Origin of the sequence: Arcobacter sp. L (genome assembly GCF_000284235.1) — a bacterium.
Taxonomy (GTDB): domain Bacteria; phylum Campylobacterota; class Campylobacteria; order Campylobacterales; family Arcobacteraceae; genus Aliarcobacter; species Aliarcobacter defluvii.
Window position 1 is genome coordinate 2,666,902 of sequence record NC_017192.1, and the last position, 22,637, is coordinate 2,689,538.

A 22,637-nucleotide genomic window follows, 5' to 3' on the forward strand; every position below is an offset into this window, starting at 1 on the left:
ATTTACTTTCTTTTTTTTAAAATTGCATAAGTATAAGCTAATAATCCTAAAACAATTAAAGTATACATTACAACTCTCCAAATAGTACCCGATACTTTTCCAGCATTTCCTATACTACTTTCAAGTTTAATATTTCTAGAATCAGCTAATGTATCTGCAATTGCAGCGTATCCATTTAAACTTGCAGCACTTATTTTTGCAAATAAAGTATTTTTATCTTTTGATGCAAGAAGTGGAACTACATATCCATCTAAAATATCATTTTTATCAATCACTTTTTTTAAATCATCACTAAAAAGTAAATTAACATGTGTTTCCTCAACAGCTATACTAAGTAAAACATATGGCTTTTGTAAATTTAACAATATTTGATTTTCATTATTTTTTATTGCTTCAATTTTTTCTCTTGTATTTGTATTTTCACTTAAACCTAAAGTAGATTTTGCATAAATATATATATTAACACCTAATTTAGATTTAACTTCATCACCTATTTGATTTATTTTTTCTTTTGCTCTTATATCGATTAAACCATCATCATTTAATATATAATTTTGAGCATTTAAGTTTTGGCAGAAAAAAAGCAGAAGTGAAAAAATCACTCCTACTTTTAAAAAATTAATTTTTTTCATTTAACCAACAAACACTTTTGTTGCATCAAAGAAACCATAGTATACAGTCATAATAGCAGATACCACAAGTAAAATACCAATAATTCTTTCCATATCTTACCCCTTATTTACCATTACCAACAAGTTGGTATTGTGTATGATTATCTGAGCTATTCATTTTTAATCCATTTAAATCTTGATTGATTTTATAAAAATTACTAGCTTCATTTTGTTGTACTTTTATTCCATTAAATGTTAATACACCTAATATTGTCAATAGTAATACTACTGCTATTAACATACCTGTAATACCATGTAGTTTAAAAGTTCCTCTTTCATTCTCATTCATCTGTGTATTTCCAGCCATGTTACTCTCCTAAACTTCTTAAATATGAAGCTAATGCTTTTTCTTGAGTTTCATTAAGTCTTCCACTAAAACTTGGCATTGTTCCAATAGAACCTTTTTTACCATTTTTTAATACAGCCATAACTAATGCATCATCATAAGCTCTTATATTTGGAGCTACATAATCCATACCTTTCCCATCTGCACCATGACAACTAGAACATACAGCAAATGCAGCTGGTTGCTCACCTTTTAATCCACCAGCAACGTAATCAGCAACTGCATTTATATCTGCATCTTCTGTTAACATCATTGGAGGCATTCCTGCTGGATATGCAGTTGTTAAATTATTTGCACCATTTTTAATTACATGTACAATTTGTTCTTTAGCCATTCTATGTGTTAAGTTTTGAGCTTTTCCATCAATTCCTTCACCATCAACACCATGACAAGGTGCACATTGTACTAAGAAAACAGATTGTCCCATAGCTTTTAAAGTCTCATCAGATGGATTTTCCCATTTTTTTTCAAACTTAGCATTGTATTCTAAAGTTTCTTCATTCCATTGACCAACTTGTGAAAAACCATTAATTGGATAACCTACTGTAAAATACCAGAACATCCAAATAATTGTACCTATAAATGCAAGTCCCCAACCTGTTGGAATTGCATTCTTATACTCACCAATACCGTCCCATTTTTCTTCAGCTAATTCACCACTAGCTGTATCATTTTTCATTTGATTAACATATTTTAATGCAACAAATACAGTAATTGTAATAATAGCTACTGCACCTAACATTGTTAAGCTGTTAATATAATCATCACCGTTAAAAGCATCACCTGCTGAGAAGTAAGTTCCTGCTAATAAAGCGATGATAAGAATTATTCCACCTATAACCATAGATTTCATCTTATTTCTCCTTATTATCTATATCTTTATCTTTTTTTCTTTCTTCTAAAGGCATAGAAACACTTGAATCATCATGTACAAGTTTTGAATACTTTTCAAAATCCCTTTCACCTGTTTTATCTCTTTTATATATAGAGTAAGCATAAGAATAGAAAATAATAAATATTACTAATATTAAGAAAAATTTTGCATACCCTTGTAATGTAAGAAGTGTTTCATAATCCATTAATGACCCTTATTTTAAAGAATTTAAATATGCAATTAATGCAACTATTTCAGGAACTTGACCATTTGCAACAGCTTCTTTTACAGCTTCATTTTTCATATCAGCAGCAATTACTTTTGCTTCTTCTAATGCAGCTGCTTTTGCTTCTTCCCAAGAACCAAGTTTAGGCATACCTTCTTGATCATAAGGAGTGTTGAATACTGTTTTAACTGTAAATGCTTCTGCATACGCAGTTTCTATATCAGCAATATTACTAAATTGATGTTTATACGATGGCATAATACTTCCAGGAACAACAGCTGAAGGTTCATACATATGATTTTCATGCCAATCAGTAGTTCTATAGTTTCCTACTCTCATTAAATCTGGACCTGTTCTTTTTGATCCCCATAAAAATGGTCTGTCATAAGCATATTCACCAGATAATGAATACATACCATATCTATCAGTTTCTGCTTTAAATGGTCTAATTAATTGAGAGTGACAAGCATTACAAGAATCTTTAATATAAACTTGTCTACCAGCTAATTCTAAAACACTGTATGGTTTTGTACCAACAGTTGGTCTACTTTGTTTTGCAAAATCTGGAATAACTTCAACGATACCTGCAAATGCAACAAATAAAAATACTAGTACCGCAAAGAAAAACGGTCTTTGTTCAAACCAATGAAACATAATTTCTCCTTTTCTTACGCAGCTACTGGTGTAGCATTTACTGGTTCTTTATCAAGTACTCTTCCACATCTAATAGTTTTGTAAATATTATATGTAAACATAAAGAATCCAATTAGGTATAATAACCCACCAACTGCTCTAATTGTGTAATATGGATGTAATACAGTAACTGTATCAATAAATGAGTAAACTAATGATCCATATTCATCATAAGCTCTCCACATCATACCTTGTGTAATCCCTGCAATCCACATAGATGTAAAGTATAAAACAATACCTGTAGTTTGTAACCAGAATTGTGTATCCATTAATGATTTAGAATAAATTTCTCTTTTATACATTCTTGGAACCATATGAAATAATGCAGCCATAATCATAAATACAACCCATCCTAAAACACCATCATGTACGTGTCCTGGAATCCAGTCAGTAAAGTGTGCAATAGCATTTACAGATTTAATAGCTTGAATTGGTCCTTCAATTGTTGATAACATATAGAAAGTTGAAGCTAATACCATAAACTTGATTAGTGTATTTGTTTGTAATTGTTGCCACTCACCCTTCATTGTTAAAAGCATATTAATAGCTGATCCCCATGATGGTAAAATTAAAACAACAGACATAACTGAACCCATAGTTTGCATCCAATCTGGAACTGTTGAATAAATAAGGTGGTGTCCACCAGCCCATAAATAAACAAATAATAATCCCCAGAATGCTAAAATAGAAAGTTTATAAGAATAAACATTTTGTCCAGATTCTTTTGGTAAGAAATAATAAATTAACGCAATAATAGGAGTTGTGAAAACGAATGCAACAGCATTGTGTCCATACCACCATTGAACTAAAGCATCATTAGTACCTGAATACATAGAAACAGAGTGAATCCATGAACCATAACCAGAAACTAAAGCTGTTGGAACTTCCATATTATTAAATAAATATAACATTGCAACTGCGATAAATGTAGCAATAAAATACCATAAAGAAATATAAAGAGTTCTCTCTCTTCTAATTCCGATTAATCCAAAAATTGAAATACCCCATAATACCCACCAAAGAACAACTAATATATCCAATGGCCACTCTAATTCTGCATACTCTTTTGATGTAGTAATACCCATAAAAAGTGTAACAACAGCTAAAAGGATAGTAATAAAATATAATACAAAGTGTAACTTAGCAATAGCCATTAAAAAAGGAGACTCTTTTAATGAAACTTTTAATACCCTTTGTGAAATGTAATACCATCCAGCAAAAATACCACTTAGAGCAAAACCAAAAGCAACACCATTTGTGTGTAAAGGTCTTAATCTACTAAATGTACCATATTCCCCAGCTAAATGATTTAACTGTGGAAACGCCAATTGAAACGCTAGTACAACACCAATTGTCATACCAATGATACCAAACAAAATTGTTGCAAATGTAAAGGCTTTTGCAACTGAGTAATCGTACTCAATTTGTGCACCGTTTTGCATCAATCTCCTCCTACTAATTTTATATACAAGTCACAAAAATGTCACTCATTACGCAAATAATAGCTAAGAAAAACTTAAAATCAACAAAAAAATTAACGAAAAATTAACAAATAAAATACTATTTTTATTATAATTTTTACTTATAAAAGAAGATAAAAAGTATCTTATTTGAAAGATTTAAGAGCCTGTTCAGTCTCTCTTTTCATTGTTTTTGCCTTTAAATCTTCTCTTTTATCATGTAAATTCTTACCTTGAGCAGTTGCTACTTCAACTTTAATCATATTTTTATCGTTAAAATAGAGTTTTAAAGCAACTAAAGTAATTCCTTCTTTTGTTACTTTTGAATACATTTTATCAATTTGTTTTGAATGTAATAATAGCTTTCTTGCTCTTCTTTCATCAGGTCTATATGTTGTATGTGTTGTACTTAAATGAGAGATATGTGCATTAAGTAAAAATACTTCACCTTTTATAATTCGTACAAAAGAGTCTTTTAGATTTACTCTTCCTTCTCTTATTGCTTTTACTTCACTTCCTTCTAACATAATTCCAGCTTCTAAAGAATCTAAAATTGTAAAATCATGAAATGCTTTTTTATTTTTAAAAACTAAATTTTTTTTTGTATCTTTTTTATTTGCCATTATTTATCCTAAAAAATGAACTTCCACTTCCACTAAAATACCAATCTTTTTTTTCAAATTCACTAAGTTGTGGATAAAGACTTAGTGCACTTTCATATAAATCATTTGCTTCTTTTATATCTAACTCTTTTAAAATATCAATTGATTTCATATCAAGCAATTTTTTTGCTTCTTCTTTTGATATTTGTTTATAAAATTTTTCTCTAAATATTTTAAAAATTTCACCTGTATTACATTTTATTTTTGGTGTTAAAGTTTTTATATCTAAAATCTCTTCATCAAATTTTTCTACTATTTCTCCAATTCCTGTTACATTTGCACTATCATATTCATAAACAAAAAATGGAACATCAGCACCAACTTGTGCACCTATTTTACTTAATTCATCTTTTGATAAATTTAATTTACAATATTTATTTGCCATAATTAAAAATGTAGCTGCATTTGAACTTCCGCCACCAAGTCCTGCAAACTCTGGAATGTTTTTTTCTATTCTAATTTCATGATTTAAAAAGAATTCTTCAACACCTTTAAAATGTTTTATCAAATTGTATGCTTTATATACAGTATTTGAATCCATTTTACAACCAAAATTTCCTATAATTGTAATTGCTTTCCTACTAGATTTAACAAATGATATAATGTCATACAAATTATGAACTCGTACAAATCTTGATACGAGTTCGTGATAATTTTCTCTTTTATCTGCAATTTTTAGAAAAATATTTACTTTAGCATACGACTTTTCAATCATTTCATTTTTCATATTTTGGTACCCTATTTACTAAATATTTTATATCAGCATCAATTATTTCGATTATAGAAAAATAGTTTTCTGTTATTATAAGATATTTTCCATTCTCTTTTTTTTCAACATAATCTAAACCTATTCTTTTACCTTGAACCAGCCACTCTTGCGTTCCAAAATATTTATTTATAGGCAAATCAATAAAATCTAATGGATTTAACTCTTTTTCATTATCAAAAAAGAATTTTCCTTCATTTAATCTCTCAAGATAAGATAATGTACCTACTCTATCTAATTTTGCTAATAATAACTGAGCAAAAGACCTTACATATGTTCCTTCACTAACTGTTACTTCAAAAGTAATAAAAGGATGTCTATATGAAATAAATTTTGTATTATATACATTCATTGTTGTTTTTGATAATTGTACTTCTTCACCATTTCTAGCAAGTTCATAAGCTCTTTTACCATCAACTTTTTTTGCTGAAAATTTTGGTGGTGTATATTCTATTTTTCCATTTAATAAATTCAACTCATCAATTATCTTTTTTTCATTCACTTTATCAACTAAATTAATATCAATAATTTGTTCTATATCAAAAGATTCAGATTCAACACCTAACCAAATAACAGCTTTATAAGTTTTAGGTGTTTTTGATATATATTTAAAAAGTTTAGCATATTGTCCAAAAGCAACTATTAAACAGCCTTTTGCAAAAGGGTCTAATGTGCCACTAAAACCTGCTTTTTTATTCTTAAACTTTCTTTTTATTCTGTTTAAATAAGAGTTTGAGCTTATGAAAATTGGTTTATTTACAACCAATAATTTATTTATTTGTTCTTTTTCGTAAAATCTAACTTGCAAGAGAATTATCCTATTATGCTTTTTCTACAAATGAAGATAAAATATCTCTGTGAGTTCCACCAAAATTTATTGTAAGCTTATAATCTTTACCAGCATTTGTGGCTTTTAATACTCTACCCATTCCAAAAATTTTGTGTTGAACCAAATCACCTTTTTTAAATCCAGATTGTCTTTCAATAGTTAGACTACCTTTTATAAGTCCACATTCACTTAAAAATCTACTTTTTATAAGAGTTGTTCGTTTCCCTTTATAAAATCTTGAATGAACAAAAGATAAAGTGAGATTATCCATAGCACGTGTTATAGCAACATACCCTAATCTTCTTTCTTCTTCTAAATCACTCCCATCACCAATAATAGGGAAGAATCCTTCTTCAAAACCAATAATAAAAAGTTTTTTAAATTCTAAACCTTTTGAAGCATGGATACTCATCATAGAAACAGCTTCTCCACTATAATCATCATTTTCACTGTCAAGAGCTATTTCATTTAAAAAATCTTTTAAATCTAAATGTGGATTTTGAATAAAATAATCTCTAATATATCCATAAAATTCATCAATATTAGCTTGTCTTTCAAAACCATCAGGTAAATTATCATATGAAGCTCGATAATCAAATGTTTCTTCAAAACTATCTAAAAACTTCATTTTTGATTCTTCTAATAATTCTTTTAAATCTAAAATTGAAGCTTCAAATACTTTTAAAGTTCTTGAATTCTTTTTTCCAACAATTGCACTTATTTCATCTGAATCTAAATTTTGAATTAAATCAAATATTGATTTTCCAGTTTCAATAGATTTTGATTCGAGTTTATCAATAGTTGTTTTTCCAATTCCACGTTTTGGTTTATTAATAATTCTTTTTACAGAAAAATTATCATTTGAATTAGTTAAAATTCTAAAATATGCAATTAAATCTTTGATTTCACTTCTTTCATAGAACTTCATTCCACCAACAAGTTTATAGTGAAGTCCAGCTTTATTAAAGCCTTCTTCCAAAGAACGAGATAGGGCATTTACTCTAAATAATATTGCTATATTTTTTGGATTTTCACCACAATCAATTAATTTTTTTATATCTTCAACAATTTTTCTAGTTTCTTCATTTTCATCATTTGATTCATAAACTTTTATAGAATCACCTTTTACTCTTGTTCCTATTAATTTTTTACCTAATCTATCACGGTTATGTTCAATTAATTGATTTGCATGGTTCAAAATTGTATCGGTTGATCTATAATTTTCTTCTAATTTTACTACTAATGTATTTTCAAAATGTTCTGAAAAATTCAAAATATTCTTAATTGTTGCACCTCTCCATCCATAAATAGATTGGTCATCATCACCAACTACACATAAATTATTATGAGTTGAACATAATAATCTCAAAAGTCTATATTGTAGTTCATTTGTATCTTGATACTCATCTACCATTATATATTGATATTTTTGGCTAATTTCTTTTGATAAATTTTCATTATTTTTTAATATCATGTAAGGTAGAAGTAATAAATCATCAAAATCTACTAAATTATTTTTATTTAAGTATTCTTCATATTGCTCATAAATATCAGCAATTTCTTGATAAAGTTTTAATTGAGCTGCACTTTTTGCTTCTTTAGGTGTTAATAAAGAATTTTTATATTTTGAAATTTCTGAAACCAAAAGAGATGTAGTTATTTCTTTATTAATTGACTTTAAAACCCTTTTTTTATCATCTGTATCGATTATTATAAAATTGTTTTTTCTTCCTAATTCATTAATATAAAACTTTAAAAATAGTAATCCAAATTTATGAAAAGTACATAATAAAGGAGGAGTATTCATCAATGAAGAATCTAACATATTAAATGCTCGTTCTCTCATTTCAGTTGCCGCTTTATTAGTAAAAGTTAAAGTTAATATACAACTAGGATCAATACCAATTGATATTAAATAAGCTAGTCTTGTTGTAATTGTTTTTGTTTTACCTGAACCAGCACCTGCTAAAATAAGCAAAGGACCATCGATATGTTGTGCAGCAATTTTCTGTGATTCATTTAATGATACTAATAAATTTTCAGACATATTTTCTCCAATTATTATTTATTATACCATATATTATATAAATTCATTATTTCTCTTAATTATTCTATATATAAATAAATGTTATCATTTTATAATTTATTTTATGGAGATTATAATGCTCACTGATTTTGCCAAATTAGAAACTTTTCTAACTGTTGTTAGAGAAAAATCTTTTTCAAAAGCTTCTGCAAAACTTGGTATTTCTCAACCTGCTGTTACACAACAAATGAAATTTATCGAAGATTATTTAGATGTTCAAATAGTTGATAGAAAGAAAAATGGTATAAAATTGACTAAAGAAGGTCAAATACTTCATGGTATAGCTTTAAAAATTGAGAAATGTGTTGCTAATGCTGAAAAAGAGTTATTAAAAATAATGAATAAAAACGTAACTTTTGTATTTGGAGCTTCATTTATTATTGGAAATTACATACTTCCAAGATTTTTAAATAATTTAAAAGAAAATATTCATAATGATGTATCGATTAATGTTTCAGTTTCTCATGAAGCTATAGAAGATTTATTAGATAAAAAAATTGATATTGCTTTAGTTGAAAATTATGTTCCAAATGAAGATATTATTTATAGAGAATGGATGGAAGATGAGATTGTAATTTTCTCAAACCAAAAATTACCAGCAAAAGCAAAAGCAGAAGATTTATTATCTTACAAATGGGTTTGTAGAAATCCAGAATCAAATACAAGATTAATATTTAAAGAAAATCTTGAAAAGGCAAATTTTCCTGATTGTGATACTTTTAATGTAACAAGTGAAGTGACAAGTGCTACAACAATTGTTCAAACTGTTTTACACTCAGATAAAAATCAAACTCCAACTGTTTCAATTGTTTCAAGAAATGCAATTGAATCACTATTAAAAGCAGGTGCCTTATATGAATCAAGAATTAACAATCAAAAAATGTTAAGAAAACTCTATATTGCATACAGAAAAGATAGAAAACATGATGCTTTTATTGAAAATGTAGTTGATTATCTTTTAAAAATCAAATAAATACTAGGTAAAATCCTAGTATTTCTCTAATAATTAAATCCCTCTTTTTCTAAAGCTAATCTAATATTTTTCATTTGTGTATGTTTATTTCTACACCATTCTGGTGATAACAATGTATCATCATCAATTCCAGCAGTAATTCTTTGAACAGAAATATTTGAAGGTAAGTTTATTATTGATTTTACTACTGTATCAATATATAACTCTTCTGAAATTGGAGTAAATTTTCCTTTTTTATATTCATTAGTTAAAAGAGTATTTTTAACTACATATAAAGGATGGAATTTTATTGAATCAACATTTAATTCTACTGTTAATTTAAATGTTTCAAGCATCATTTCTTGCGTTTCATTTGGAAGACCATAAATCAAATGTCCACAAACATTTAAGCCTTTTTCTTTAGTTCTTTTAATCCAATATTTCATATTTGAAACATTGTCCCCTCTATTGATTTTTACAAGCGTTTCATCAAAAAAAGATTGAATACCATATTCAATCCATATCTCTTTAGTTTTAGATTTTTCAACTAAAAAATCTAAAATTTCATCAGTAACACAATCTGTTCTTGTTCCAATACTAAGTCCAATAACATTATCAAAACTCAAAGCTTTTTCATATAAGGCTTTTAATGTAGGAAAAGGTGCATAAGTATTTGTAAATGATTGAAAATAAACTATAAATTTTTTAGCACCAAATTTATTTTCAAGCCTTTTTTTAGTAGCAAAAAACTGTAATTCTAATTGTTTTAATTGATTCTCTAAATAGGGATTTTCTTTTACATTAGGATTTAATTTAAATTTAGTTTTTTTTTCTTGTAAGTTAGGGCTAAAAGAATCATTTTCGCAGAATGAACATCCACCTCTGGCAACAGTACCATCAATATTTGGGCAGGTAAACCCAGATATTGAAATAGGAACTTTATAAATTTTTTCGCCAAATTTATTTTTTAAATATCTTCCAATAGTTAATACATTTTTTAATTCACTCATTATGCTTTTACGAAATAATCCCCATTAAAACTCTCCAATGCATAATTTCTATCATTTCCAATAGCATTTACCAAATCATCAACTGATAAATATTCTAAACTATCTGCTTCAATATATTTACAAACTTCTTCTTTATTCATATTATTCGAAATTAATTCTTCTTTATGTGGAGTATCTATTCCATAATAACATGGAAATTTTATTTCAGGACTTGCGACTCTAAAATGAACTTCTTTGGCTCCTGCTTCTTTTAAAATTTTAACAATTCTTTTAGAAGTTGTTCCTCTAACGATTGAATCATCAATTACAAGTAAAGATTTTCCTTCAATTAAAGATTTCATAGGACTTAGCTTCATTCTTACTTTTAAATCTCTCATCTCTTGTGTTGGTTCAATAAATGTTCTTCCAATATAATGATTTCTAATAATTCCATATTCAAAAGGGATTCCACTTTGTGCTGCATAACCAAGTGCTGCTGGTACTCCTGAATCAGGAACAGGAATAACCATATCTACTTTTATATTTTTATCTTTATCATTTAAAGCAAGTGCTTTACCCATATTTTCTCTTGTAACATAAACATTCTTACCATCAATTACTGAATCTGGTCTTGCAAAATAAACAAATTCAAATGCACAAGGTCTATACTCTGGCTCAAATAATTGAATAGACTCAGGTTCACATCCTTCTGCTAAAATCAACATTTCACCAGGTCTTACATCTCTAATAAATTCTGCTCCAACTAAATCAAAAGCGCAAGTTTCACTAGCAACTATATAACCACCACTTTTTAGTTTTCCAATAGATAAGGGTCTTATTCCATATCTATCTCTAATAACGAATTGCTTTGATCTACTTTGAACAATAAAACAATATGCTCCAATAGTTCTATTTAAAGCTTCTTTAATTCTATCTCTTAATCTATCTTTTGTATTTTTTGCTATTAGATGAATTAAATTTTCAGTATCCATTCCTGTTTGAAAAATTGCACCTTTATCTATTAAATCTTGTCTAACTTCATCTTTATTAATTAAGTTTCCATTATGAACAATAGAAATTTCACCTAGTTTATATTTTGCATAAACAGGTTGAGCATCTAAAATTGAATCTCCCCCTGCAGTTGAATATCTATTATGACCTATTGCCATATTACCTTTTAAATATTTTAATGCTTCATCTGTAAAAACTTCTGTAACTAATCCTCTATCTTTTTTTGTGTAGATTTTTCCATTACATGAAGAAGAAATTCCTGTTGCTTCTTGACCCCTGTGTTGCATTGCAAATAATGCTACTGAAGCTAATCTTGCAGCATTCTCATTCCCATAAATTCCAACTATTGCGCACATATTTATTATTCCTTATAGACCCAAAGCGTCATTGATTGTATATAATTTTGGATTTTTTCCAATAATCCATTTTGCAACTTTTATTGCACCTTTTGAAAAAGTATTTCTTGCAGTTGCTGTATGATTTAATTCTAAAAATTCTCCATCATTATATAAACCAACTGTATGTCGACCTACTATATCTCCACCTCTTAAAGCCATAACTGCAATTTCATCTTTAGTTCTAGCACCAATTAGACCATCTCTACCTGAAATTCTAACTTCATCTAAATTCAAATCTCTTGCATTTGCAGCATGTTCTGCCAAAGTTAAAGCTGTTCCTGATGGAGCATCTACTTTATGTCTGTGATGTTGCTCAACAATTTCAATATCAAAATCTCTTAATGTTTTAGATGCTAGTGCTACTAATTTATTTAAAACAGCAACTCCTAAACTCATATTTGTTGCATATAAAATAGGTACGATTTTACTAGCTTCTAGCAATAAATTTTGCTGATGTTTGTTTAATCCAGTAGTTGCAATTACCAAGGGTTTATTTCCCCTATTTTCTACAACTTCAGTTAAAAGTGCTTCTGTTCCAGCAGGAGCTGAAAAATCAATAATTACATCTGAAGAATCAAATAAAACTTTCATATCATTTGTAACAACTGTATGTTCTGGTAATGTCTTTTCAATTTTTTTTGAAACATAAACAGCTGATACCATAGCTTCTGTATCAGTTGATAAATCATCAATTAATAAAGTTCCTACCCTTCCAGAGCTTCCTAAAATACCTATTTTAATCATTTTTAAATTATTCCTTATCCTAAATATTCAATAATATTAACTGCTGCTGTTGCACCATCACCTGCAGCACAAACAACTTGTTTTGAAGCTTCAATTCTAATATCACCAGCTGCGTAAAGTCCTGGAACTGAAGTTTTCATTCTTAAATCAACAATTACTTCACCTGATTCATTAACATCACATAAAAAAGAACCATCAGCTTGTTTTAAAGGTGCATTTAATACATCTCTTCCTACAAAAATGAATACTCCTGGTGTTGGTAAATCTCTAATTTCACCTGTAACTTTACTTTTAACTTTTAAACCAAGAACTCCACTTGCATCACCAAAAACTTCTTCAACAGTTACATTTGTAACTTCTTCGATATTTTCAGTGTGTTTCATATGCTCAACTGTACTTGGCGCAGCTCTATAAGTATCTCTTCTATGAACTAAATATACTTTTTTGCACATTTTAGATAAATAAATTGCTTCTTCAATCGCCGAATCTCCTCCGCCAACAACTGCAACTTCTTTACCTTTGTAGAAAAAACCATCACAAGTTGCACAAGTAGAGATTCCTTTTCCAAAAAATTCATCTTCACCTTTAAATCCAGCACGCTTTGGAACAGAACCTGTTGCAATTAATACTGATCTAGCCTCAAATTCTTTCTTATCTGTTGTTAATAATTTGAAAGTATCTCCATTTTTTGTTACATTTTCAATTTGTGCCATTTCATGTTTTAAACCAAATCTTTGACATTGCTCAGGCCATCTCATCATTAAATCCATACCTGAAACTATCTCAATTTGTCCTGGATAATTTTCAATTTCTGATGAACTTGTAATCTGTCCACCTGGCATTCCCATTTCAAACATTACAACATTTTTTAATCCACCTCTTGTAGCGTATAATCCGGCTGTTAATCCAGCTGGACCTCCACCAATAATTGCTAAATCTAACATATCAAATCCTTATTTTTTATTTATATAGTTCATAATATTTTTAAAAACATTATGATACTAAAATATTTGTAAGTTGTAGGTTAAATATAACTTCAAATATTAAGGATAAATTTTATCATTTAATAATTTATATCTATCTTAATTTATTTAAACTTGTAAATAAAAAAAGGGAGAAGTAAAACTTCTCCCTTTTAAATAATTATATACTCTAAAATATTATAATAATGAGTTAATTTTATCTGTAAATGCTTGTTTTGAAGATGCCCCAACCATTTGATCTACAACTTCACCATTTTTCATAAATAAAATTGTAGGAATTGATCTAATTCCATATTTAACTGCTAAATCTTGTTCTTCATCTGTATTAACTTTACAAATTTTTGCTTTACCTTCAAAATCTGCTGCTAACTCTTCAATAACAGGAGCAATCATTCTACAAGGTCCACACCAAGGAGCCCAAAAATCAACCATTGAAACACCTTCTTGTGTTGTTTCTTCAAAATTTGCTGCTGTTAATTCAATATATTTTCCCATTTTATTTCCTTATTATTAATTTTAATATTCTCAATTTGTACACTATAATTTATATAAAAATATAATTGATTGATTATAACTTGTGAAAACTTAAATTTAGTTTTACATTTATTTAACTTACTAATAAAGGCTAAATATTTTTTTAGATAAAATAAGAGAATTTAATTTAAAATGGATAATTTATGGATATTAGAAAAGAATATTTAGAATTTTTTAGAAGTAAAGGACATGAAGTTATATCTTCAATGCCTTTAGTTCCAGATGATCCTACATTAATGTTTACAAATGCAGGGATGGTACAGTTTAAGGATATATTTACAGGTGCTGTTCCAACACCAAAAAATCCAAGAGCTACTTCTTGTCAATTGTGTGTAAGAGCTGGGGGAAAACATAATGATCTTGAAAATGTAGGTTACACAGCACGTCATCATACATTGTTTGAGATGTTAGGGAATTTTTCTTTTGGAGATTATTTCAAAAAAGATGCAATAGCTTATGCTTGGGAATTTGTTACAGTAAATCTTGCATTACCAAAAGATAAATTATGGGTAACTGTTCATAATGATGACAATGAAGCTTTTGAAATTTGGTCAAAACATATTGATCCATCAAGAATTATGAAATTTGGTGATAAAGACAACTTCTGGTCAATGGGAGATACAGGTGCTTGTGGACCTTGTAGTGAAATTTTCTATGATCAAGGCGAAGAACACTTTAATAGTTCTGAAGATTACATGGGTGGAGATGGTGATAGATTCCTTGAAATTTGGAATTTAGTATTTATGCAATACGAAAGAACAACTGATGGAAAACTAAATCCTCTTCCCAAACCATCAATTGATACAGGAATGGGTTTAGAAAGAGTTATTGCAATTAAAGAAGGTGTATTTAATAACTTTGATTCATCTAATTTCAAACCAATTATTGAAAAAATCGAAGAACTTGCAAATAAAAAAGCAACTTCTGAAAATATTGGTTCATATAGAGTAATCGCTGATCACTTAAGAGCAACATCATTTATGTTATCTCAAGGTATTTTATTTGGAAATGAAGGAAGACCTTACGTTTTAAGAAGAATTTTAAGAAGAGCTGTTAGACATGGATATTTAATTGGATTTAGAAAACCATTTATGGCACAACTTCTTGATACACTTATAAAAATTATGGGTGAACACTATACAGAACTTGTTGAAAATAAGAACTTCATAAAAGAACAATTAACTCTAGAAGAAGATAGATTCTTTAAAACTATTGATTTAGGTATGTCATTATTTAATGAAGAGTTAGCAAATACAAAAGAGATTTTCTCTGGAGAAATTGCATTTAAACTTTATGATACTTATGGTTTCCCTTTAGATTTAACAGAAGATATGTTAAGAGATAGAAATTTAAAAGTTGATTTAGCAAAATTTGATGAATTAATGAATGCACAAAAAGCAATGGCTAAAGCTGCTTGGAAAGGAAGTGGTGATGCTTCTAATGATGGTGATTTCAAACAATTAATTGAAAAATATGGAATAAATGAATTTGTTGGTTATACTAATATTACTTATAAATCAAAAATTGTTGCATTATTAGATGAACATTTTAAAGAAGTAAAAACTTTAGAAGCAGGAACTACTGGTTGGGTAATGTTAGATAAAACACCATTTTATGCAACAAGTGGTGGACAAACAGGAGATATTGGAGCATTAGAAGATAATAAACATGTAGCTATTATCGAAGAGACTTCAAAATTCCATGGATTAAATCTTTCAAAAGTAAAAGTAGAAAATTCTACTTTAGCTCAAGGTGAAAGTGTTGATGCAGTTGTTGTAAATAGATATGAAATTGCAAAACATCATAGTGCTACACACCTTTTACAAAGTGCATTAAAAATGGTTTTAGGAGAGAGTGTTTCACAAGCAGGTTCATTAAATGATGCAAACAGATTAAGATTTGACTTTACATATCCAAAAGCAATGACAACTGAGCAAATTGAAGAAGTTGAAGATTTAGTAAACTCTATGATTGCAAGAGGAATTTCTGGAAATATTGAAGAATTACCTATTGATGAAGCAAAAAACAAAGGTGCAATTGCTATGTTTGGTGAAAAATATGGTGATGTTGTAAGAGTTGTTAGTTTCTCAGATGTTTCAGTTGAATTTTGTGGAGGAACACACGTAAGAAATACAGCTGATATTGGAAGTTTTTATATTGTAAAAGAATCAGGTGTTAGTGCAGGGGTAAGAAGAATTGAAGCTGTTTGTGGAGCTTCTGCAATTAAATATACTAAAGAAATTATTTCAAAAATGAATGATATTCAAGCTGAAATTAAAAATAGTGATGTGATTTCTGGAATTAAAAAATTAAAAGAACAAATTAAAGATTTGAAAAAAGAAGTTGAAGTAGCTCTTAGCCAAACTTCTGCTCCAATAAATGAAGAAATTATTGGTGATACTAAAGTTGTAGTGGCTGTTGTAGAAAATGGTGATTTAAAGAAAATTGTTGATGATATGAAAAATGCAACTGAAAAACTAGCGATTTTACTTTTACAAGCAAAAGATGACAAAGTTATGATTGTTGCAGGAAGTAAAAATACAAATATCAAAGCTGGTGATTGGATTAAAAACATAGCACCAATAGTTGGTGGAGGTGGAGGTGGAAGACCTGACTTCGCACAAGCTGGTGGAAAAGATGTAACAAAAGTTGAAGAAGCAAAAATTGCAGCTTTAAATTATGCAAAAGAAAATTTATAAGGATAAGAATTGAGTGAATTATTTAACAATTTCTCAACTTTAATTGTTTTTTTACATATATTATCAGCAATAATTTGGGTTGGAGGAATGATTGTAATTAGATTTGCAGTTCATTATTCTATGCAAAATATTGAAGACCCAAAAATAAAATTAGGGAGAACTTTAGAAAATCTAAAAAGATTTTTTTCTATGGTTATTCCTTCTATTATTCTTCTTTTAATTACAGCTGTTATTATGATTTTAGCTTTACAATTAAAAGGAACTGAACTTTATAAATTTGTGATAGTTAAAGAACTTATTTGGACTATTATGACTATCATATTTATTGTTATATATATGAAAAGAAATAAAGCTCAAAAAGCTTTCGATAATGGTGATTTTGCAACAGCAAAAAACCAACTAGCACCTTTAGCTCAATATCTAATACCTACAAATATTTTTCTAGGCTTAGTTGCTATAATTTTAGGAATAACCCTCAGAGGTTTTTAGTATTTCTTACTAAACAATTAATTAACACTTTCCTTATATAATAATTCTTTATATTATATAAGGAGATTTTATGAAATTAAAATCAATTTCTTTAGTTATCTTTTCTTTATTACTATCAAATCAATTATTTGCACAGTATATAGGACCTGGTTCAGTTTCTACATATAAAAGTGTAAAAGATGTTATTTCAAATCCAGTTGAAGATGCTCACGTTGTTTTAGAAGGCTATTTAACAAAACAATTAAATGCAGAAAAATATCTATTTTCAGATGGAATATCAGAAATTAGAGTTGAAATAGATAGAGATAAGTTTCCAATGACAACTATCAATGAGAAAACAAAAATAAAAATTACAGGGGAAGTTGAAAAAGAGTTTCTTCAATCTCCTGAAATTGATGTAGATTTTGTAGAGATAATTAGATAATTATCTCTCAATCTGATAAATAATATTCTATTGTAGATACAATTCTTATATTTTTTATATATTCAGTATTTTTATCCCTACTTGTAATAACAAATTGACCTTGAGAAGCTTTTTTAATTTTGCCAAGCTTACTATTTGAATCTTTTGCAAATTTAAGTGCAACACTTCTTGCATTGTTTGTTGCTTCTTCAATCATCATTGGTTTAATATCATTTAACTTTGTATATATATACTCGATTTTTGAATCATAATCATCTATTTTAAACAAAATTCCTTTTTTTGATAATTCAAATAATTTTCCATTTATATCTCTAATTTTTTCTATATTTTTCGAATAAATATTTATAGTTCTATTTGCTACATATCTAACTTGAACTTCTTGATTTGAATATTCATTTGCCATTTTATCGATTATTGCTGGAGAGTTAATTATTATTTCTTCTCTAGCTATTCCATTACTTTCAAGAAAAGAGAGTATTTCTTGTGTATCATTCTCAATATTTTTATATAACTCATCTAAATTATTATTTATAACACTAAATTTTATAGGCCACAAAACAATATCAGCATTTACTTCTTTTTCAGACAAACCTTTAACAACAACTGTACGTTCAAGTTCTTTATATTTTATAACACTTGTTGAGATCAAATAACCTAATATACTTAATCCTAAAAAAATAAAAAAACCTAAAATAAAAGATGATTTTGTATCAATTTTTTCCATATTTAAACCTTTGAAAATAAATTTTTATTTTTATATACAAAAAATATTACGATAAATAATATAAAAACAAATCCATAAAGCATTATATCCCAACCAAAATGTTTATATATAATAGAAGGAAAAAATGAACCTGTTGCTCCACCTAAATAATAAAAAGTTAAATACATACCTGAAGTTAATGATTTTTGTGAAGATTTCATTGAATTTGCAAGTCCAGTACTTACAGTGTGAACAGTAAACATCCCAATACAAAATAAAAATAACAGTAAAAACAAATAAATGATATTTTCATTTGTTAAAAATATTGTAATAAATAGGAAAAAAGAGATTGCTACTAACATTGTATTTACTTCTCCTCTAAAAAAGTTTACAATTTTTTTAGAACCTAAAGAGACAACAATTCCCATACCATAGCCTAAATATAACAATGAAATTTGGAATTCAGAAAAAGATTCTGAAATTTCTTTTACTCTAAATGGTAAAACATTTAAAACTCCAGCAAAAACAAAGAACATACAAAACATAATAAAATAAACTATTACAAATCTTCTATCATTTAATATATAGACAATATCTTTTATTTTTGGTTTTACCATTGTTGCATCACCTTCATAATCTAATTTATTTATTAAAAAAATTGAAAATAAAGTAGCAACTGATAATGAATAAAAAACATATTCATAAGAAAAATTTGTAGCTATAAATCCAGAAAAAACTCTTCCAACTAATCCACCAAAAACTGTTGCTGCAACATAAATAGACATATTAAATTTAATATTTTTTTTATCAATATTTGCCAAAATACTCATCAATGAAGTTAAAATTGCAGGAACAACTAATGCCTCACAAACTCTTAAAAATAAAAAAGTTTCATAACTATTTGCTAATCCTAAAAATATATTTGTAATTAATAAAATACTTGAAGCTCTTACTAACATTTTTTTTGCACAAACTTTTTCTAAGATATATCCATAAATAATAGGTGAAATTGCTAAAAAAAGCATAATTACAGCAGTAAATTGAGAAGCTTTTATAACTGAAATATCAAACTCTTTTGCAAGTAAAGGTTGTAATGGCTGAGTAGCATACATAATAGATAAAACAACAATAATACAATAAACAATAATCAATAAATTAATTCTCATAACCTTCACTTTCTCTTGTAAAATATGAGTTTAAGAAATTCATTCTAACTAAGCTATTTGAATAATTAGATGAGAATCTAGGTTTATCTAAATATAAATTATTATAACTTTTGTCAAATGATTGAATTTGCTCTGTTGTATAAATTCCAGCATAATCAATAATAAATAAATCTTCAAATACAGTATATTTGTAGATCATATTTACATAATACTTTTCATCAATTAAATATGTGTTATATTCAGAATTATTATGTTCAATTCTCTCAATAAGCCTAAATGACTTAGCTTTTATAGTTGATTTAAACAAATCTACAAAGTATCCTCTTTGTAAACCATTCCATTTACAAAAATTGTCTAAATTTATATATTCAATAAACAATTTATCATATTTATTATTTGTTGATTGTGAGATATATGAAAAATTTGTACATGAATCAAAAGTAGAAATCTTTTTTTCATTTTCTAATTTTAAATTATTATCTAATCCTAAATTTTGAGTAGAAATACATCCATTTAAACCAAAAACAGTTAACATAAATATAAAATATTTTAACATTTTTTTCCCCTTAAAATAATGCCTCATTATACTCCTAAAAGTTTTAGACTTGACATATTTTTGATTTTTTAATATCATAAACTAAATCTTTACTAGAAAATGCCTTAAAAGGGGAATCTTATAATATGAATATTAAAAATTTATTAGTTATATCTATTTATGTTTCCTTATTTTTTACAGGTTGTTCTTTCAAAACTAGTGAAGAAGTTGTAGATATGTCTTCATATCTAAAAAATAAAAATTCTATACATTCTAATGCTTCTCTTCAAGAAAGCAATTATCAGAATTACATAAAATCTAAACAATTATCAAAAAAACACTCTAAAAATAATCCTTTTAATGAATTTACTAATAACAACTACATAACAAAAAAATCGGCTTTAAACAATGAATTGTTTGATTTCTATTCTAAATGGGAAGGTGTAAGATATAAACTTGGAGGAGAATCTAAAAAAGGAATAGATTGCTCAGCTTTTATTCAAAAAGCATTTAAAGAAAAATTTGATTTAGAGATGCCAAGAACTACACTTTTACAAGCAAAAGTAGGAAAAGAAATAAAGAAAAATGAGCTTGAAATTGGAGATTTAGTATTTTTTAAAACTGGTAAAAGTAAACATGTTGGAATATACATTGATAATGGTAAATTTATGCATGCATCAACAAAAATTGGTGTTACAATTTCTGATTTAGATAATGACTATTTTAGTAAAAACTATTGGAAAGCTCAAAGAATTATAGATTAATTCATAAATATATAGGAGAAAAATAGTGATAAAAAAGATTTTTGTAATAATACCTATTCTAATATTTTTCACCGCATGTAGTAATAAAAATCAGAATATTGAATCAAATAACTCTCAATCAGAAAAAACAACTTTAACATATATAGAATATAAAAAACTTTATGAAGAAAAAAATAAAAAAATAAAAAATAAACCTATTTTAGAATATGAAACAGTAATAACACCAAAAGAATATAAAACTCTAATGTTAAATGAAAATAGTGAAAATGTTAAATCATCATCTGAAATACCAAAAAGAAAACAAGCTTTTAATGACTTTTATAATGAGTGGAAAAATGTTAGATATAAACTTGGTGGAGAATCTAAAAAAGGTATAGATTGTTCAGCATTTACGCAAAGAATTTATAAAGATAAATTTGGTATAAAATTACCAAGAACAACTCTTACACAAGTTAATATGGGTGTTGAAGTAAAAAAAGCTGAATTAATCCCAGGAGATTTGGTTTTTTTCAAAACGAGTAAAACAGATAAACATGTAGGAGTTTATGTAGGAAATGGAAATTTTATGCACGCTTCTATTAAGGGTATCCAATTCACAAGTTTAGATAAACCTTTTTATAAAAAGAATTATTGGACTTCAAGAAGAATTATAGATTAATCCTTCTTTCTTTAAAATCCTCCATAAATTATCAAAGCAATTGGTATATACAAAACTGAAATTAAAGTGCTTAATAATACTGTAAAAGATGCTTTTTCTGGTCTAGCTTTTAAAAGTACAGCTAGAGTTACCGTATTTCCAGCAAGTGGAACTACCGAAAATAAAAACAATACTTTATAAATCTCTTCATTTAAAAAGCCTATAAAATTTCTATCTATAATTATTATTGCTAAAATTACTCCTGGCCAAAAAATAAACTTGTAAAAATAGGCAACTTTTAAATATTTTTTATCTAAATCTTCTTTTAGATTAAAACCTTTCATTCCCATTCCTAACATCATCATTCCAAGGATTCCATAAGCCCATTTTAAATTTTCAAAATAAGGTATTAAAAAATCAGGTGTTCTGACTCCTACAATATTCAAAGAAACTCCAGCTATAAATGCATAGAGCAATGGAAGTTTAATTACTTTCATAATTGATTGTCGTGCAGTAAAAGTTCCTTTTGCCGTTACATAAAATCCTGTTGTATTTTCATAAAGTAAAGATGCTAAAGTTGCAAAAATAAAAATATTTGCTGATTCAGGACTTAACAATATCATAGCAAGAGGAATACCAAAATAGCCCGTATTCCCTGTTCCACAGGTAAATGCTAAAGTATTAATACTTGCGTCATTCCAATCTTTTTTATATCTTTTTAGTATATAAAATGCAATTGACGAACCAAAGAAAAAAACAAACAAAGGTAAAAAAAGTAATTGAAGATTAATTTCAATAGATAAAGTTGCAAAAAATATTACAACTGGACCCAAAATATATATAAGAAGAAAGGCTATCAAATCTCTTTTCACTTTAAAATAACGTGATAGGACATAACCAATTGCAATATTCAAATATAATGGAGAAATTTTTCCTAATAAAATAAAAAATAAATTCATATAAACTTCTTAAAATAAATTAGGATAATTTTAACGA

25 protein-coding genes are annotated in these 22,637 nt (G+C 27.2%); 6 read left to right on the plus strand and 19 right to left on the minus strand.

Annotation, left to right across the window (positions count from 1 at the left end; all coding sequences use genetic code 11):
- Window positions 1-2 precede the first annotated feature (2 nt).
- The 10 genes from ABLL_RS13145 to ABLL_RS13190 form a co-directional block, all read right to left on the minus strand.
- Window positions 3-632 carry a hypothetical protein gene (locus ABLL_RS13145; protein ID WP_014475275.1) on the minus strand — a complete coding sequence of 210 codons (630 nt, stop codon included), beginning with the start codon at window positions 630-632 and terminating at the stop codon, window positions 3-5.
- Between the two features lie 103 nt (window positions 633-735).
- Window positions 736-978: a DUF4006 family protein gene (locus tag ABLL_RS13150; protein WP_014475276.1), complete on the minus strand. Its 243-nt coding sequence runs from the start codon at window positions 976-978 to the stop codon at window positions 736-738.
- Between the two features lies 1 nt (window position 979).
- Window positions 980-1,870: a c-type cytochrome gene (locus ABLL_RS13155; protein WP_014475277.1), complete on the minus strand. Its 891-nt coding sequence runs from the start codon at window positions 1,868-1,870 to the stop codon at window positions 980-982.
- Window position 1,871: 1 nt separating this feature from the next.
- A complete protein-coding gene (locus ABLL_RS13160; RefSeq protein ID WP_014475278.1) occupies window positions 1,872-2,096 on the minus strand; it encodes a CcoQ/FixQ family Cbb3-type cytochrome c oxidase assembly chaperone in 225 nt (74 codons plus the stop codon).
- Between the two features lie 9 nt (window positions 2,097-2,105).
- Complete coding sequence (gene ccoO, locus ABLL_RS13165) at window positions 2,106-2,771, minus strand: cytochrome-c oxidase, cbb3-type subunit II (protein ID WP_014475279.1); 666 nt, start codon at window positions 2,769-2,771, stop codon at window positions 2,106-2,108.
- 14 nt (window positions 2,772-2,785) lie between these two features.
- A complete protein-coding gene (ccoN, locus tag ABLL_RS13170; protein WP_014475280.1) occupies window positions 2,786-4,252 on the minus strand; it encodes a cytochrome-c oxidase, cbb3-type subunit I in 1,467 nt (488 codons plus the stop codon).
- 164 nt (window positions 4,253-4,416) lie between these two features.
- Complete coding sequence (gene smpB, locus ABLL_RS13175; protein WP_014475281.1) at window positions 4,417-4,893, minus strand: SsrA-binding protein SmpB; 477 nt, start codon at window positions 4,891-4,893, stop codon at window positions 4,417-4,419.
- A complete protein-coding gene (locus ABLL_RS13180; RefSeq protein ID WP_014475282.1) occupies window positions 4,883-5,659 on the minus strand; it encodes a 4-(cytidine 5'-diphospho)-2-C-methyl-D-erythritol kinase in 777 nt (258 codons plus the stop codon). Before ABLL_RS13180 ends, smpB begins: the two co-directional genes overlap by 11 nt.
- Window positions 5,649-6,506, minus strand: coding sequence for a tRNA pseudouridine(55) synthase TruB (truB, locus tag ABLL_RS13185; RefSeq protein ID WP_014475283.1), 858 nt, complete (start codon window positions 6,504-6,506; stop codon window positions 5,649-5,651). Before truB ends, ABLL_RS13180 begins: the two co-directional genes overlap by 11 nt.
- 13 nt (window positions 6,507-6,519) lie before the next feature.
- Window positions 6,520-8,574 carry an ATP-dependent helicase gene (locus ABLL_RS13190; protein WP_014475284.1) on the minus strand — a complete coding sequence of 685 codons (2,055 nt, stop codon included), beginning with the start codon at window positions 8,572-8,574 and terminating at the stop codon, window positions 6,520-6,522.
- A 115-nt stretch (window positions 8,575-8,689) separates the two neighbouring features.
- On the opposite strand from ABLL_RS13190, the gene ABLL_RS13195 reads away from it, so the two are divergent.
- Entirely contained in the window at window positions 8,690-9,586 is an 897-nt protein-coding gene (locus tag ABLL_RS13195) for a LysR family transcriptional regulator (protein ID WP_014475285.1), read from the plus strand.
- A gap of 26 nt (window positions 9,587-9,612) precedes the next feature.
- Here the strand turns inward: ABLL_RS13195 and ABLL_RS13200 are convergent, their stop codons facing one another.
- The 5 genes from ABLL_RS13200 to trxA form a co-directional block, all read right to left on the minus strand.
- Window positions 9,613-10,575 (minus strand): TIGR01212 family radical SAM protein, encoded by a 963-nt coding sequence (locus tag ABLL_RS13200; RefSeq protein ID WP_014475286.1) that lies wholly within the window; start codon window positions 10,573-10,575, stop codon window positions 9,613-9,615.
- Complete coding sequence (purF, locus tag ABLL_RS13205) at window positions 10,575-11,921, minus strand: amidophosphoribosyltransferase (protein WP_014475287.1); 1,347 nt, start codon at window positions 11,919-11,921, stop codon at window positions 10,575-10,577. Before purF ends, ABLL_RS13200 begins: the two co-directional genes overlap by 1 nt.
- Before the next feature lie 12 nt (window positions 11,922-11,933).
- Window positions 11,934-12,707 (minus strand): 4-hydroxy-tetrahydrodipicolinate reductase, encoded by a 774-nt coding sequence (dapB, locus tag ABLL_RS13210; protein ID WP_014475288.1) that lies wholly within the window; start codon window positions 12,705-12,707, stop codon window positions 11,934-11,936.
- Window positions 12,708-12,721: 14 nt separating this feature from the next.
- Window positions 12,722-13,651 carry a thioredoxin-disulfide reductase gene (trxB, locus tag ABLL_RS13215; RefSeq protein ID WP_014475289.1) on the minus strand — a complete coding sequence of 310 codons (930 nt, stop codon included), beginning with the start codon at window positions 13,649-13,651 and terminating at the stop codon, window positions 12,722-12,724.
- A gap of 216 nt (window positions 13,652-13,867) precedes the next feature.
- Complete coding sequence (trxA, locus tag ABLL_RS13220; RefSeq protein WP_014475290.1) at window positions 13,868-14,185, minus strand: thioredoxin; 318 nt, start codon at window positions 14,183-14,185, stop codon at window positions 13,868-13,870.
- A 182-nt stretch (window positions 14,186-14,367) separates the two neighbouring features.
- Between trxA and alaS the strand changes: the two genes are divergently transcribed.
- The 3 genes from alaS to ABLL_RS13235 all read left to right on the plus strand — a co-directional run bounded on the left by alaS (window position 14,368) and on the right by ABLL_RS13235 (window position 17,836).
- On the plus strand, window positions 14,368-16,923 hold the full coding sequence (gene alaS, locus ABLL_RS13225) for an alanine--tRNA ligase (RefSeq protein WP_014475291.1): 2,556 nt from the start codon (window positions 14,368-14,370) through the stop codon (window positions 16,921-16,923).
- Window positions 16,924-16,932: 9 nt separating this feature from the next.
- The gene (locus ABLL_RS13230; protein WP_014475292.1) at window positions 16,933-17,412 is read left to right on the plus strand and encodes a hypothetical protein; all 480 of its coding nucleotides are present in this window, start codon (window positions 16,933-16,935) and stop codon (window positions 17,410-17,412) included.
- Between the two features lie 70 nt (window positions 17,413-17,482).
- Window positions 17,483-17,836, plus strand: coding sequence for a NirD/YgiW/YdeI family stress tolerance protein (locus ABLL_RS13235; protein WP_014475293.1), 354 nt, complete (start codon window positions 17,483-17,485; stop codon window positions 17,834-17,836).
- Window positions 17,837-17,843: 7 nt separating this feature from the next.
- Here ABLL_RS13235 and ABLL_RS13240 read toward each other — a convergent pair whose 3' ends face one another.
- Genes ABLL_RS13240 through ABLL_RS13250 form a run of 3 tightly spaced genes read right to left on the minus strand, consistent with a single transcriptional unit; the run spans window position 17,844 to window position 20,261 of the window.
- Window positions 17,844-18,560, minus strand: a complete 717-nt coding sequence (locus ABLL_RS13240) for an SIMPL domain-containing protein (RefSeq protein WP_014475294.1) — start codon at window positions 18,558-18,560, stop codon at window positions 17,844-17,846.
- 2 nt (window positions 18,561-18,562) lie between these two features.
- Window positions 18,563-19,705 carry an MFS transporter gene (locus ABLL_RS13245; protein WP_050989857.1) on the minus strand — a complete coding sequence of 381 codons (1,143 nt, stop codon included), beginning with the start codon at window positions 19,703-19,705 and terminating at the stop codon, window positions 18,563-18,565.
- Window positions 19,695-20,261: a hypothetical protein gene (locus ABLL_RS13250; protein WP_014475296.1), complete on the minus strand. Its 567-nt coding sequence runs from the start codon at window positions 20,259-20,261 to the stop codon at window positions 19,695-19,697. The genes ABLL_RS13245 and ABLL_RS13250 overlap by 11 nt, the downstream gene beginning before the upstream one ends.
- A 125-nt stretch (window positions 20,262-20,386) precedes the next feature.
- Here ABLL_RS13250 and ABLL_RS13255 point away from each other — a divergent pair, with 125 nt between their 5' ends.
- Window positions 20,387-21,004 (plus strand): NlpC/P60 family protein, encoded by a 618-nt coding sequence (locus ABLL_RS13255; RefSeq protein ID WP_014475297.1) that lies wholly within the window; start codon window positions 20,387-20,389, stop codon window positions 21,002-21,004.
- A gap of 25 nt (window positions 21,005-21,029) precedes the next feature.
- Window positions 21,030-21,662 carry an NlpC/P60 family protein gene (locus ABLL_RS13260; protein ID WP_014475298.1) on the plus strand — a complete coding sequence of 211 codons (633 nt, stop codon included), beginning with the start codon at window positions 21,030-21,032 and terminating at the stop codon, window positions 21,660-21,662.
- Window positions 21,663-21,673: 11 nt separating this feature from the next.
- On the opposite strand, the gene ABLL_RS13265 is transcribed toward ABLL_RS13260, so the two are convergent.
- On the minus strand, window positions 21,674-22,600 hold the full coding sequence (locus ABLL_RS13265) for an AEC family transporter (protein WP_014475299.1): 927 nt from the start codon (window positions 22,598-22,600) through the stop codon (window positions 21,674-21,676).
- Between the last annotated feature and the right edge of the window lie 37 nt (window positions 22,601-22,637).